General features: G+C 44.8%; 15 protein-coding genes. All 15 read right to left on the bottom strand.

Annotation, left to right across the window (positions count from 1 at the left end):
- Nucleotides 1-449 precede the first annotated feature (449 nt).
- Nucleotides 450-731 carry a CRISPR-associated endonuclease Cas2 gene (gene cas2 / locus ACWB0I_RS15585; RefSeq protein ID WP_479389001.1) on the bottom strand — a complete coding sequence of 94 codons (282 nt, stop codon included), beginning with the start codon at nucleotides 729-731 and terminating at the stop codon, nucleotides 450-452.
- Nucleotides 728-1,003, bottom strand: a complete 276-nt coding sequence (cas2, locus tag ACWB0I_RS15580; protein WP_479389000.1) for a CRISPR-associated endonuclease Cas2 — start codon at nucleotides 1,001-1,003, stop codon at nucleotides 728-730. The genes cas2 (ACWB0I_RS15585) and cas2 (ACWB0I_RS15580) overlap by 4 nt, the downstream gene beginning before the upstream one ends.
- Nucleotides 1,000-2,082: a CRISPR-associated endonuclease Cas1 gene (gene cas1, locus ACWB0I_RS15575; RefSeq protein WP_479388999.1), complete on the bottom strand. Its 1,083-nt coding sequence runs from the start codon at nucleotides 2,080-2,082 to the stop codon at nucleotides 1,000-1,002. Before cas1 ends, cas2 (ACWB0I_RS15580) begins: the two co-directional genes overlap by 4 nt.
- 129 nt (nucleotides 2,083-2,211) lie before the next feature.
- Nucleotides 2,212-2,649, bottom strand: a complete 438-nt coding sequence (locus ACWB0I_RS15570) for an endonuclease domain-containing protein (protein WP_479388998.1) — start codon at nucleotides 2,647-2,649, stop codon at nucleotides 2,212-2,214.
- Between the two features lie 305 nt (nucleotides 2,650-2,954).
- Nucleotides 2,955-3,107 (bottom strand): hypothetical protein, encoded by a 153-nt coding sequence (locus ACWB0I_RS15565; protein ID WP_479388997.1) that lies wholly within the window; start codon nucleotides 3,105-3,107, stop codon nucleotides 2,955-2,957.
- Nucleotides 3,108-3,373: 266 nt separating this feature from the next.
- A complete protein-coding gene (gene csm5 / locus ACWB0I_RS15560) occupies nucleotides 3,374-4,516 on the bottom strand; it encodes a type III-A CRISPR-associated RAMP protein Csm5 (protein WP_479388996.1) in 1,143 nt (380 codons plus the stop codon).
- Nucleotides 4,513-5,526, bottom strand: coding sequence for a type III-A CRISPR-associated RAMP protein Csm4 (gene csm4, locus ACWB0I_RS15555; RefSeq protein WP_479388995.1), 1,014 nt, complete (start codon nucleotides 5,524-5,526; stop codon nucleotides 4,513-4,515). The genes csm5 and csm4 overlap by 4 nt, the downstream gene beginning before the upstream one ends.
- Before the next feature lie 2 nt (nucleotides 5,527-5,528).
- Nucleotides 5,529-6,257, bottom strand: coding sequence for a type III-A CRISPR-associated RAMP protein Csm3 (gene csm3, locus ACWB0I_RS15550; RefSeq protein ID WP_479388994.1), 729 nt, complete (start codon nucleotides 6,255-6,257; stop codon nucleotides 5,529-5,531).
- Between the two features lie 33 nt (nucleotides 6,258-6,290).
- Nucleotides 6,291-6,677 (bottom strand): type III-A CRISPR-associated protein Csm2, encoded by a 387-nt coding sequence (csm2, locus tag ACWB0I_RS15545; protein ID WP_479388993.1) that lies wholly within the window; start codon nucleotides 6,675-6,677, stop codon nucleotides 6,291-6,293.
- 23 nt (nucleotides 6,678-6,700) lie between these two features.
- The gene (cas10, locus tag ACWB0I_RS15540) at nucleotides 6,701-9,220 is read right to left on the bottom strand and encodes a type III-A CRISPR-associated protein Cas10/Csm1 (RefSeq protein ID WP_479388992.1); all 2,520 of its coding nucleotides are present in this window, start codon (nucleotides 9,218-9,220) and stop codon (nucleotides 6,701-6,703) included.
- Nucleotides 9,213-10,139: a CRISPR system precrRNA processing endoribonuclease RAMP protein Cas6 gene (gene cas6, locus ACWB0I_RS15535; RefSeq protein WP_479388991.1), complete on the bottom strand. Its 927-nt coding sequence runs from the start codon at nucleotides 10,137-10,139 to the stop codon at nucleotides 9,213-9,215. The genes cas10 and cas6 overlap by 8 nt, the downstream gene beginning before the upstream one ends.
- A gap of 248 nt (nucleotides 10,140-10,387) precedes the next feature.
- A complete protein-coding gene (locus tag ACWB0I_RS15530) occupies nucleotides 10,388-10,669 on the bottom strand; it encodes a DUF4258 domain-containing protein (protein ID WP_479388990.1) in 282 nt (93 codons plus the stop codon).
- 102 nt (nucleotides 10,670-10,771) lie between these two features.
- Entirely contained in the window at nucleotides 10,772-11,794 is a 1,023-nt protein-coding gene (gene csm6 / locus ACWB0I_RS15525) for a CRISPR-associated ring nuclease Csm6 (protein WP_479388989.1), read from the bottom strand.
- Nucleotides 11,795-11,813: 19 nt separating this feature from the next.
- Nucleotides 11,814-13,184 carry a TIGR02710 family CRISPR-associated CARF protein gene (locus tag ACWB0I_RS15520; RefSeq protein WP_479388988.1) on the bottom strand — a complete coding sequence of 457 codons (1,371 nt, stop codon included), beginning with the start codon at nucleotides 13,182-13,184 and terminating at the stop codon, nucleotides 11,814-11,816.
- A 74-nt stretch (nucleotides 13,185-13,258) separates the two neighbouring features.
- On the bottom strand, nucleotides 13,259-14,613 hold a 1,355-nt coding region (locus ACWB0I_RS15515; protein WP_479388987.1), incomplete at its 5' end, for a GH92 family glycosyl hydrolase.

Raw genomic sequence — 14,613 nt, 5'->3', positions numbered from 1 at the left:
CCTTTCTTTAAGGATTTGTCTTAATCCCTTCGAGCAGGGCTGTTCTTTCTGACAATTTTAAAGATTTAAAAATTAGGTCGCCAGATTTTGTAGGTCTTAATCCCTTCGAGCAGGTCTCTTCTTTCTGACTGCCCCGCGCTTTATTCTAAACTGCGCTTGTTAGGTTCCGTCTTAATCCCTTCGAGCAGGTCTCTTCTTTCTGACTGCCGGCCGCTGGAACGCCCGTCCAGCAAGGCCTATACCTCCCTTTTGCGCAAACCGATCGCCCTCTAATGCCTTATGTCTTATCTTACCCTCCCTGCCCTCGCTTTTCTTCAAAGCTAATCCCTTGTTTTCAAAGAACTTCCACATTCAGCGCAAACCGCAACGGTAAAACAAGCCCTGTACGCTTTCCAATCGCTTGGCGAAATCGCCTTTAACCTGTTGTATTTTACTCTCTTACAGCGTGTTCAGTAAATGTAGTACGTGTCGTTGGCTTCTTCATCATAGCGGCCTTTACCATATTTCTCCCGCTTCTGCCAATCCGCTTCGCACAGGTTAAAATAAACAATGTAATCCTCTTCTTCAATTATTTTTTGTAGTTCCGCCCGCAAACGATCAATCTCTTTACGACTGCATTCTAACTCAAATACCGATTTCTGTACACGTAGGCCATAATTTTCCGTTACTTTCGCTACACGGCGCAAACGCTTAACATCGCGTATGTCATAAATTACCAACCAATGGCTCATAATATCTCGTAAGGCTCCAGCTTTAATAATTCCCCTGTTCCATCGCTTAACGGATGCTGCGCACACTTATCGCACAAAGGATAAATAAAAAAACCATCCTCTTTTTCATCGATTATTTTACGCACTTCGCGCCGTATGTGCCCCAGCCGCTTTTCATCAATATCACACTGAAAAAACGATTTCTGAACACGTAAACCCTGTTGTTCCAAAAATCGGGCTACTCGTCTTAAACGCTTATCATTGGCTATGTCGTAGCATATTAAGTAAATCATCTTATCTCAAATGGTTGATAATACTGCTCTTCTCCATTAATCACACGTTTGAGATGCTGCGCCTGATAACGGATGATTTGTTTGTAATTCATCCGACGCTCCGCATAAGGATGTAATATCTGCGACTCCAATCGCTTCTCAAACTGTGCGATGACCTTGCGCAAGCCCTCTTTGCTCAGTAAAACGCCGACACTGGTCTGCGGGATTTCTTCCCCCGGCTCGTCCGATTCGCCTATGGTCATCTCCAGTGGAAATTCATCATCTTCACTGCTAAAATGAACCTGTCTGAAATCTTCGCTCGACAGTACCCCAAGATTAAACAAAGACGCGCACAACATATCCGAAAGCGGAACGCGAAATTCCTCCATCATGTCAAAGGCCAGGCCCACTTTACCATAATTGATGGCATGGAAAAAACTCACATAAGGATCCAGCCCTTCCGTCTCAAGCGCTGCTTCTACACGATTCATGATCAGAGTGTACAAAAAACTGAGCACCGCATTTACATTGCTTTTGGGGGGATGCATGGAGCGCCCGGGAAAGTCCGCCCAATCAACCAGAAAGGCATATTTGTAAATGGAAAAATACAGTCGCGCTGCACTCCCTTCCAGACCTCGCAAACTGTCCAGCGAACTGGCCTCCTGGGCTTTCTGATAAAGGACGATCATCTGATCGATCGATTGTCGCACCTCCGGAACCTTTCGCTGGCGCTTAATGCGCTGGGCGTACATAATCTGGTTGCGAATTTTTCCGCGCGCTATGGAACGGGCCATCTTTATAGTAAAGGCCGCATCATCCAATAAACGAAATTGCCGGAGACGCAACAGTACATTCTTGCCCCGATTGAAGGTCAGTTTGCCGTTAAATTTACCGTTCTTATTTAAAAATACCGTGTCGATTTGATGGTGCATTAACAATTTCAGGGCCGGAGTGGTAATATCGATATTGCCAATTAAAACGATCTGCTCGGTACGAAAGGGGAAAATGGTTTTACTGGTGTTGTCATCGTATTGCAACACCAGCGTCTGGCCTCGGCGCGACAGGCGCGCCCGATCAGCCACTAAATACACGCTGGGCATCTGGTAGTTCTCCTTTAATGTTTTTAATTGATCACAAAACATCTAAAATTTCGTGATCCCCCTTCAATCCCCCCTTTTTTGAAAAGGGTGAAACAGGGGGGATCTTCCAAAATCAAACTTCCTGTACCTTCAGGATCCGGAAACATCCCCATTTGTCAATTCAGGCGGAATCAAACTTTTAACTTTCTTGCACACCGCAGGCCAGTTGGTTAGTACCTCTTCATTTTTAAATCGTATTACACGTAAGCCATAATATTGTAAAAAGATGCTCCGCTCCTCATCTCGAATCTTTTTTTCTTCTTTTTCATGAATTGAACCGTCGATTTCGATCACCAACTTTAATTTCGGACAATAAAAATCAACAATGAAATTATCTATCACTCGCTGTCGCAAAATACGTAATGGAAATTTTCTGAAGCACTTCTGCCAGATTAACTTCTCTGCTTTTGTTGGATTCTTGCGCATCTCTTTTGCTCGGGGAATGAGTCTCGGATTGTAAGGGAAATGGTAACCTGTTGTTATTAATCCACGACTCTTTAAAAACGCTGGATCAAAATAAATGGACACAGCTTCTTCCCTTTGTTGGAGTCCACTAATTCCTCCCCTTCAATCCCCATTTTTTCTCAATGGTAAAAAGAAAGGGGATCGTAATCCTACTAAAATAAACGACTTAAAACACTATAATCAAGCTTAATCTTTGTTTTAAGATCCCCCCTTGAATCCCCCCTTTTTTAAAAGGGGGGAAATAGGGGGTATCTTTCTACCAACAACTCCACTCACAACACATTCATTCAAAATCAATTGTTTCAAGATTTTTCTCCTTCAATCCCCATTTTTTCTCAATGGTAAAAAGAAAGGGGATCGTAATCCTACTAAAATAAACGACTTAAAACACTATAATCAAGCTTAATCTTTGTTTTAGGATCCCCCTTTAATCCCCCCTTTTTTAAAAGGGGGGAAATAGGGGGGATCTTTCTACCAACAACTCCACTCACAACACATTCATTCAAAATCAATTGTTTCAAGATTTTTCCCCTTCAATCCCCATTTTTTCTCAATGGTAAAAAGAAAGGGGATCGTAATCCTACTAAAATAAACGACTTAAAACACTATAATCAAGCTTAATCTTTGTTTTAGGATCCCCCCTTTAATCCCCCCTTTTTTAAAAGGGGGGAAATAAGGGGGATCTTTCTACCAACAACTCCACTCACAACACATTCATTAAAAATCAATTGTTTTAGGATACCCCCTTAAATCCCCCCTTTTTGAAAGGGGGGAAATAGGGGGGATCTTAACCATCCTGCACCCTTAATACAATCCAGCCCAGGGGCAGCAAGGGACGTCCACCTTCTACCGCCAGGCGCCGTGTTTTAGGAAAATCTTCTACCGCAACGTAACGCCGAATGCCTATAATCGGACGCAAGCGCTCCTTTTGCGCTTCACTCAGCCAATCGCCGGTCATAAAATGCCAGCCGCCGCCCCAGCTGATGCGCATCAACACCTCATTGGCAGCCCGCTTTTCTTTTAATATCACGCGATTGTAAAAATGGGCCACTTCGCTAAAACCCACTTCTTCAAAGAAACGTGCCTCCTTTCTGGCCAGCTCAACAAAGTGGTTGTTGACAATGGGCCAGAATTGTTTGGCGTCTGGCCATTCCAGCGCCGTTGGCCGGAAACGGGGCTGTTGCAGCAAAAAGCCGTCTAAAGTAAGGTTCAGCTCAGACGATTCCACCCCGCCTGCCAGCGCCTCCAGCACAATGCTCGTAGCTTGCCTGGCCTGATTTGCAGGGAGTGTTCTGCGCATTTTGCCTAATTGCTTAAAACCGTAACCGCCGCTGGTTTTAGAAAGTATTTTTACCTGAAACAATTGCAAATCGCGGGTCTCAAAGGTTACATCCGGCACATGCAGAATGCGCATCCAGTTTTTCTGGGCATCAGGGCCAAACACATAGCGCTCAATGTCCTTAGCTGGATGGCGCGCTTTGCGGTCGGCCGCCGCCGCATTGAGCAACTGTTGTAAACGCTGTGGGTCGGCCTCATTTTTGATCAGATAGGCCAACAGAGCCGTGCGTAAACCGCCTTTTAAGGAACTGCCAGGAATAAGCGGCCGGCCAAAACCATCTTTAATATGGCCTTTAATCTCCCACAAAAAAGGGGTGTCCAGCGGTAAAGCGTAGCGTCTAAATTCACTGATCTTCCAGCCTACATCTTTGAAAAAATCATGTAGATTGCTCTTCTCTTTTTGCAGCTCTTCCATGTACCGTTTTTGCACTTTCTCCCCAGCCTTCTCAATAGCCTGTTGCAGGCGATAGCTGTCAATAACTGTGAGCAGATTGTTTTTCAGATCAAAATCAGCCCCGCGTATGTAATTTTTCCCGCTACCCACATGCAATGGGGTCAGGGTCTTAATCCTACATTTAAAACGGATTTTCATCTTGCCTCCTCAACAAATCGAACCGGAATGGTAAAGGCTTGCCCATATCGATAGACATGGAAGGGAATCCCTTTTTCCGCATTTTTTTCAATGACCCGTGGATTGGCGCCCGGCGTGGATTCCGGCACAGGCTGCACAAACAGGGAACCTTCGGCAAACATGCGCACCATTCCCCGACGTTTACCGCGCACCTGAACATGCGCTGCATAGCCCTTGCGCTTAACCAGACGGTAACGGGACTGATCATTCAGCAATAATGGTAATTCCTCAGCTCTGGGAAAATAGAGCGACAACGTAGTAAAGGCGTTGGAATTTTGAGGAACATTCAACTCAATTTCGTCCTTTTCGAAGGTAAAAAACCCCCGTCCCACAGTGCGATCCGCCCCCAGTCCTTCATCGCCCAGCAAACGCAATGCAGCCTCCATACGCTCCTGCGCCTGTTCACTGGCAAAGCGCGCCATAAAAAAGAGCCCGGCTTCTTCGCGGAAAACCATTTGTGAAAAATAAAAGATCTGGCCCTCGGCTGCGCTGTCTTGCAGGCGGTTGATCGTAATGCGCGGCACTTCGTAAATGCGAAAAAGCGGGAACAGATCCTGCAGAGCGGTTTGATTCAGTAAAAATCCGCTTTGCCCTTCCGCAACAGACAGCATGTTTAATGACAGAGTCTGCCCCAGAATAATCTGTTCAAATACACTCATTTCCAGATAACTGACTTTTTTGATTTTTTTAATCAAAGACTCATCCTGCTCTGCAGCTTGTTTCAGCAGGCCATCCAGGCCGCCCATAGGCACAGGAAAAAAGTAGTGCTCTGCCACAAAGGGAAAAGCCGAACTGATCAAAAAGGGCGGCTGTTTAAAATCAAAAGGCAAGCCCAGGGTAACATGGGCCGAAGTTAGGGCGCCCATCAACGTATCGGAAGGGATGTAAGGCACAATCTTCTCCGCGCCAATCCCTTCCTGTCCAATGTGTAAAGGCGATTTGAAGCGCAGGCGATAAACAGGCCACTTCATGATCAGGCTCCTTTCAGTTCAGCCGGGATTTCAATGGTCGTGTAGGGCTGCGCCGAACCCTGCTCCAGATAGGCGGCCCTGTCTTTAAAGGTCAACTCAGTAATGGTAATGCTAACCTTGCCATAACCTCGCGTCCCATTGCCCCCAAGATAGTCGTCCTGTACCAGTTTTAAGGACTCAAACACCGTGTCTAACAGTTCGCGTTCATCGTCATCATGGTACACATTCAACACCATCTCCAGCTCAAATTCAGCGCCGGCCGGCACGCGTTCAATTTGTCTGGGATTGGCTTTGGAAGAAAGGCGGTCAATCACCACCTCTGTCTTAATTTCCGTAAATAGCATATCGGTGTTTTCAGCCGCGGCCAGGGCTTCGGCATTGCGTAGCGGGCAGTCGCGCACGATCAAACGCGTGGGCGCCGATTGATTTTCCTTATCAGCCGAAACGCCAAATACTTTTCCAATTCGGTGATTAATATCTCGGGTAGGCAGGTACTCGCCATTTTTAATTTCCATTTTACCTTCCAGTTTTTCCAGCAGCGAACGCATCTTGCCTTTCAAGGAAGACCCGGGAATAAAAGGCTCATTATTCATCGGATTGCGAATGACTACCGAATCGGCCCCGCCAATGGACATGCCCAGGGATGAACCGCCAATGTGCAAACCGCTCAGCGCCTCAATTTTACCCTTTAAAAAAATCTTTTTAACTAAAGTGGCTTTTGTTTCATTCATGATTTATCTCCTCTCCTGTTTCATAGTTTTAAATTAATTACCACCATGCGCTTTGTGATAGGCTAAAATAGCCTCAACAATACGGCAAAAATTCTTAAAATAGGTTTCTTGCACGCTCTTGTCGCTATCCATAATAAAATCCAGGCATTGATCCATTACCTCTTTAAAGGCCCGGTAACCCCTGGAGCCCTGCCTTGCCTGTCCGTAGGCCAGCAACGGTTTCAGCATATAAAATTTAGTCTTTGTCTCGTTAAAGCCCTTCATTTCAATGGTCTTCAGTGTGCTGTAAAAATTTCTGAACTGAGAGCTGGTCAGCTTCCCCTCTTTCAACTCTTTTCCAAACCGGTTGGCAAATTCAACAAAATCTTTGCTGGCGCCACCGATTTTAATCCACTCGGTATTGAAGTTCATTTGATTCATGATGTTCATGCCTCCTATTTATTTTATCTGGTTAAATAATCGACCCATTGGGTTAAAGCGGGTAACAATTCGATAAAAGCCCTATGCCCGGCTTGTTCACGCTCTCCACCGGCTAATTCATTGATCAAATCATCCACCAGGCCGCTGAGGTTTGCGTTGCGTTTTTTAAAGCGTGTTAAATCATAAACCATACGCCATAGCCAGCGCTCGTGGCGCACCAGTTTACGAATGTGCGCTTCGGACAGGGACCTTTGCTGGTAAATCAAAAAGCGCTCCTGGTATTCACCCACAATGCGCCACAAGTGGTTTATCAGGGCGCGATCCCAGGTTGACCTATCTGAATTCCACAGCATCCGTAGAATTTGCCCTTTCCACTCGTTTATGGTTTGCCATTCGGTCCAGCTTAAGCAGCTACCCAGGGCGCTGAAGGCATTTTTGCTACCCTGGCCATTAGCAAAGGCCTTTGCCTGCTCCTCTGCCTGTCCGGCGTACTCAGCCGATTTGTAGATGGGAAATTTTCCACCGCTAAGCGCCAGGCCGCCCGACATGGAGAAGCAGGGATTAAAGCAGGTGAACTCAGAAAATTTCTGACGAATTTTCAGCGCTTTGTCCATCACTTCGTCCCAGGCGCCTACGATGAACAAATCGTCCCCGCCGGCGTACACAATAGCCGCTTTGCTCTGTTCATTGTCATCCATCAGGCGATTCAGGTACCCGCTGAAGAAAAGATTTAACTGGGCGCTCAGCGTGGTTAATCTGGCCAGCGAATAAAAATTCTGCTGCGCCGCTTTCGCTGAACGGGGTTTCACACGATAATGGCGCAATCCCTGGCTAAAAATCTTGCCCAGATTATCCACATCCATGCGTAAAATAGCCAGCCGCTTAAAACTTCCGGTTGCACGTTCCGCAATTTGATCAAAGGTAGCATCCAGACGCCGCGTCCCGCCGTAGTATTGAAAGCCTACCTGAAAGGCGCTTGCGCTTCCGGCGCCCTGCATCTCTCTGGCAAGTAAGCTTTTGAATCGTTCGCTGCTGTACAACGCCTCGTAAGCGGTCTCATTCAAATGCAGTAATAGGTCCTCTTGTTGGAGTTTACTTAACCACTCCTCTTCAAGCGTGTCCTGTAAAAAGATGCTGGTGCCCAAAAAGATGTCGCGTTTCTCCGGAGCCTTGAGGCTCCGGGCCAGCACCAGATATCTGGCGCTCTTCAACCGCTGACCCAAATTTTCCAGATAGTAACACACCGGACAAAGTTGCAGATCGTTTTTACTTCTCACCAATTCGTCTTCTCTGGTCTCTGCATGGCAGGCATCGCAGGTTTCCATTTGCCATTCAGCAGGACCAAAAATGCGCTTAAACCGTCCCGTTTCGCGGAGTAAGGAGATGAAAGGCTGCTGAGCCTGGCGATTTAGCTGTGCATTCACGGTGCCCCAACGGGCGCTTAAACGGTCGTTTTCCAGCATCAGGTCTTCTCCGCTCACAGGGGCCCATCCCGTGCGTAAAAAGAGCTCGCCATCAAATTTGTCAAACAGATCGCCGTTAATCTGCTCGGTCACCTGCTTAAGCGCCTCTTTAACCGATGGGGTATTGGGCAGCAGCAAATAAAATTTTCCTCCACTGGAATAAATGATATTCACGCGCGTCAAACCAATCTTTTGAATGATGCTCAAAGCGGCAAGGTCGCTGAGTATCTGGATGTAAAAAGATCGGCCTTTCAGTAAAGAATAAGCCCCTTTGGAAGAAATCTGGTAGATGAAATTCTGGATGCCGCCAATATCCCCGGCAAAAAGTAAAAATTTCTGCTGGCTACGATTGCGGATTGCGGAAATATTGGACTCTGTGTTATTTTCTCGGTGATACAGAAACAGACAACTGGCCAGAGCAGCCGTCGTTTTTAGATGTTCAAACAGACTGACGTCCGGAAAGTCCTGCTTACGCAAGGTGGAAGGTACGGCCCACAAATATTTTTGCAACAAAAAGTAAAGCGTGTCAATCTTATGTTCGATGTTAAACTTCAGCAGCCGACTAAATTCATCGCCAAATGAATCAAACAGTGCTCGATAGTCCCGTCGTAAATCCAGTTCTCCTTCCAGCTTTCGGGGAAAGACAACCGCTTCATCCACCTGCAAAGTTTTTAGTGGCAGGTAAAATTGCCCATCGATTGGTTCACCATGCTCCAGAGCAATGAATTCTGTAACCGGTTTTAAAGCCGTTTTGTAAGCCTGTTTGCCGCTCTCCCGATCTTCGGCTGCGTAGGTTGCTCTTTCCATACCTGATGACAAATGATCCGCCTCGGCAATCATCCACTGATAGGGTTCACTATCCGATGGTTTATGGTGCAGGGCCGCATAGTTAAACCACGGAGGCTGCCGCCCTTCAAAATGCACAAACTGAGTTAAAAAACGATCGGTGGCTGCTGCGTGCGGGTATTGAAAGCGAGCCAGGTCAGCCTGATTCCAGCTGGAAAATGCTTCAGGCTTAGCGCGCTCGGCTAACTTACCCACATCGTGTAGCAACCCGGCCAAAACAATGTCTTTAATCATTCCCTTCTCCTTCCACAAAGGTCACATTTATTTTACCCAGCCCAAAGCTGGTGTTTTTACCCACATGGAACAACTCGCCTCCCTGTAACAGGGAAAGGACTGTGTCCGAAAACCAACCTTCCACTTTCATCATTCCGACCAATCCGCCTAAATTCAGTAAAGTTCGCTGCCGCGCCGACCATCTTCGATACTCTTTCCATTGTAACTGACTGTTTTCGTAGGTTATGTCAAACTCCGGAAAACTTAATTTGGAAAACGGAGTTTCTGAATAGGTGGCCACTAATATCTCCAGGCGCCGCAGAGCAGCCTGCACAAGTTCGTCAAAATGAATTTCAACGGCATATCGGCCTCCTTTTTTAAAACGCAGAGGCGTAAGCAACTCAATAAATAATTTGCCATACCTTTTCCCATCACCAGAATCCAGCACCCAACGCCGATGATCTTCCGGTAAACGCAATCGATTGCCATCAATGGCCTGCTGCTCCTTGATTAAAGCCGACTCAACCGCAAAGGGCACCTTTGCTTTGAAGATGCCCTCTTTACCAGCCTGAATAAAGCTCCAGAAAATGATCGGAATATATTCTATGGCTTTTTCAATAAGTTTGATCTTTAGCCGCAAATGCTTGATGCTTTGACCATCTTTGACATCACAGTCCATTACAAACGGATGCGAGGCAAAATTACGCCCAAACAGAACTGGATTGTCACGGGTCACAGGAGATTCAAAAATATAGGAATAGGCGCATTTAAAACGCAGAGAACAACTTTCACAATTTTTCTTTTTAAAAGGACAAATTAAATGGAACAACTCCCGTCCCAGCATGGAACGAAAATAAAATAAAGGATGAGTTTGAAACATGATTGCCTTTTCGAATTGTAAAAATAACTCGATTTCCTGGTAACGCAAAGCCCAGCTCATACAAATACTCCATTTTTATTAATACTTGATTAAACAATAAAATAATAGTACCGATCAATTCCTGAAAAGAAATCGTCTTCAAACGCAGAAGAAGATTAAAATTCAAAAGCAAATTACAAAATATTTAATTTTAAATGCAACACTATCTGATTTGCATTCTCCTATTGGGTAAAAGATCATGACCAGACGAGCGGAAACCTGATCATGATCTCAATCAGGGAGGGGAAAGGGCCAGGAACTCGACGTACTTATTCATAGCGTATCTTTTTAGGCCATTTACGATTTTTGAAAACAGTAATAATTTTCCTGGAACGCGGATCACAGACCAGGGTTAATCCTTCCCATTTTTCCGGATTTGCCGGTTTAATGTCTGTGAATACGCGTTTCAGGGCACGTTTACCTAAAAACAAATACAGTGATTTTTTGCCGTAAAATTTTTCGCCAAAATACCAGGCGGCTAATATCATCGTGTCTGTTATCCCCCTTTTACGCATCTGTTTTATGGCGTGATTACTCAAGGTGATGTCCATAGTTCCTCCTCTCTTTCAATTTTTGGCCAAGATTAAAAAAGCTCTGGCCCGATTCCAAGAAAGGGGAAATCTTTGGTTTTTCTCCCGAATTCGGGAAAAAAGTTACTCTACGCGCCGATTTTTAAAAGAAAGAGGGATAAAATATTTTTCCATTTGAGACTGGATGTCATTTTTGATTTGCAGTAACAGGTACAAAAATTCAGGTAGGTGTTTTACAAGCAGCCGGCGGTTAATATCGGAAATGTCTTTTTTCATGGTCTCACTATCAAATTTAATATTCTCTTTTCCATGCCCATATTGTGAAACATACAATTGTTTCAAGTCCGAATTATCTGCGATAATTTGAGACTCAGCTTTTTCAAAAAGGAAGCGGTAAATACTAAATAACTTCGGCTGAAATTTCACTTTGTAAGTTTTTTCTCCCCATTGAACGATCAAAAGTTGCTCCTCTTTTTTGAGCGTAGCGGTGGTTAAACGTTCCAGCTCCTGTAAATCAGAATTCGAGATGCGCATTAAATCTTCAAAAGTGAGATGGTTCATATTACCGAACAACTTTTCTAATTTTTCCCGCAGGCGAATAAACGGGATGTAGGCCAGGTCGATGCGAATCATTTCATCGCCCGGAGCGGGATAAAAAAACGAAGCATTGCTTTCTACTTCTTCAGGATAAACCAGGACGTGTGATAATTTGTCCTGTGGACGCCCAAAAAGATTGAGCGCCAGAGCCATGTAACTACTCATGGTTTTACGCCCGCCGGCAATACTGCAATGCAGTCGTGTGGATTTCAGCGCGCTCAAATGACGGATGAAATCTATAATTTGCGAAGCGGCCTGACGATTGTCTTCCAGAGTACGCACATCCGTTAATTTTTGTCCATCTTCATTTAGCAAACAGACAATCTTTAAAGTAGGCAAATTGGTTACCGATAATCCATAATCCCGATATAGCTTAAAAATCATATTAGTAGCAATAATCTGATCCGTGATGCATTTTTCTCCGGGTTCCGTTGTAATCGCATAAATTTCATCAATTTTAATTTTTTCTTTTATGAGCAGGTAATATAGGGTCTCTGTGATAATCTGGGGTGTGGTACCTGCAACGGTAACTACAATATTTCTGGTCATTGATTAAAACCATTTCGCTTTAATTTAATTCAACCGGTTGAAATTTCTCTAAAAGCGAATCAAAGGAATCCTGCGGAAAATAGGATTTCAAAAAACGTTTGATAACGGGCTTAAACGCGCTGTCCATTGCATAGAACTGCTTTGGCGTATTGGGCTTCAAGCCATGCGCCAGAATCCCTTGATTTCGATTATCGGCCTGTTCTCTTAAATGTTTTAAATTAACATTTTTTACAATCGCATCCCCAAAAATGCTCAGCAAAGTCAGGCCGGCCATTAAGCCAATTTTAAACGGTAAACTATTCTGTTTTTTAGCCCCTTTGCCGTAAATTTCTCCTATTTTTTTATTGTATTTTTCAAGCAAATCCGGAAATGGACTAAAATCCGGAGCAGAGGCATCAATTCCATACTTTTCTTTCAGGCGTAAAGTGGTCAACAGTTCTAACGTCCGGTACAACAATAGAACCGCAAAATCGTATTTTTGTCTGGAAGCGTACTGCGTTGCAATGGCATAATGGTTGAGGACAATCCATGGACTTTCTTCATTTAAAATTTTTTGTAGAATTTTCTTTTGTTCTGCCAAACTGTCTTTCAACCACACGTACAGTTTGTATTTTTCAATCCAATTAATGGCTTCGTGGGCATGCTTCCATGCTTTCTCGAACAGATAGGTGTCCCAGGCTTTGTACATGGCAAAGATCTCCTTTTTTATGCGGGCCTCTTTTATTTCCGGAGCCTTTGTCAACAAACGGGAAACAACTTCCACGGCGGCGCTAAAATCGCCAGCCCGGTACAGTTCCAGTGCGCGATCCATTTCCAATTCGCCAAAAATTTCATAGGGATTTCGTAACAAATTCAAATATTCGGTTCCTGGAACGGGTTTTCTCAGGTCTTTTTTGTAATCGAGATAATCTACGTAAAACACGGCACACCCTAAATAGCCCGCCGCCTGAGCCGCTCCGCCTACCATGGACTTTTTACCCCCTGAGATATCAATGGCAATCCGACTTGTGTCCGAATGGCCAATAAACTTACGAATGCTGGAATAAACTTCCTCTATGTTAGAGCTATCTACTTTTTCCGTTTCAATCTGGCTCGGTTTTAAATTGGCTTTTTCTACAATAATGTCCAGCATTTTTTTTGTTTCCCGGGAAATGATGAATTTAACTTCAGCCGGTTTCAGGGCAAGAATGGTTAAAATAATAGGTTCGGGGCTCATACCCACCAGGCTGATTAAAATATCGTATTTATGCCTGTATTGCGTACAATCTTTTAGAAATTTTTCTTTCACAAATGGCCAGATATTTTCCCAGTAAAATGCATCGGCTTGTTCGATCTGTTTATCGGAATGTAATTTAAACCATGTTTCGATGGTTTCCTGAATTTTATCCATTGTAGAATCGCCCTTTAGTGAATTTCACTAATCAAAAATACTTTGCAGAGTGCAATTTGGCAAATTATTTTTGCCTATTCGAACACCAATTCCCCTCCATGTATTAACTGCTTATGTTTCAAAAACGGTTTTTGTAATGGTTTACCGTTTAAAATCGCTTTACGAAACGGAATAGTCCCGACCTCATTGTGTTTTGCTTTAATGGTAAATTGTTTACCATTGGGCAATTGCAGCCTAACCGTTTCAAAAAGCGGTAATCCTATGGCGTACTCAGTACTTCCCGGACAAACCGGATAAAACCCCATGGCGCTGAACACATACCAGGCCGACATCTGTCCGCAGTCTTCATTACCAGATAGACCGTCGGGTGCGGCTTTGTACATGGTGTCGTAAATCTGCCGTAAACGTTGTTGGGTGCGCGGCCAGGCATCGGCAAAATTGTACAGATAGGCAAAATTATGACTCGGTTCATTTCCTTGAGCGTACTGGCCAATTAATCCGGAAATGTCCGCCTGAAATCGGCCGCGTAATTCGCTCCGGGTCTCAAACAATGAATCCAGTTTGGCCATAAAAGAGGCCTTGCCTCCCATAAATTGGATCAATCCCTCCACCCGGTGCGGAACAAAAACGGTGTATTGCCAGGCGTTGGCTTCGGTGTAATGGTCTGTCACCGCGTAAGGATCAAAGGGCTCAAGCCAGTTTCCTTTACTGTCTTTTGGACGCATGAAACCCGTCCGGGCATCGAAAAGATTTTTGTAGTTCATCGCCCGTTTGGAAAAATATTGGTAATCTTCCTTTTTCCCCAGCATCCTGGCCATTTGCGCAATACACCAGTCATCATAAGCGTATTCCAGGGTTTTTGAAACACTCTCCTTCTCTTTGTCATAAGGAATGTAGCCTATCTTGCGATACCAGTTCAAATCGCTTTTATCCTGCATGGCGCTGGCCTTCATGGCTTCAAAAGCCTTTTGCACATCAAAATCGTCAATGCCTTTCAGATAGGCGTCAACGATCACGGGCACTGCATGATAGCCGATCATCACGTTTGTTTCGCTGGCCGCCAATTCCCAAACCGGCAATAGACCGCTTTTTCCATAATGATCCAGCATGGTCTTAATCCAGTGCAGAGTACGCGTGGGCTGCAAAATATTCATTAATGGATGCTCCGCCCGAAATGTGTCCCAGAGGGAAAAAACAGTGTAAATATCGGTGTCTTTTCTTTGATGGACCTTACGATCCATACCCCGGTACCGACCATCCACATCAATAAACAGATTGGGGGCAATCATGGTGTGGTAAAGAGCAGTGTAAAAAATGGTTTTTGTTTCTTCTGTACCGCCGCTCACTTCAATCCGGCTTAAGGCCTGGCGCCACTGGTTTTCTGCCTGTTTACGTACCCGGTCAAAATCCCAATCCGCTATCTCGGTCT

The organism is Caldithrix sp. (assembly GCF_056497305.1).
This window is presented reverse-complemented; position numbering and strand designations above follow the sequence as displayed.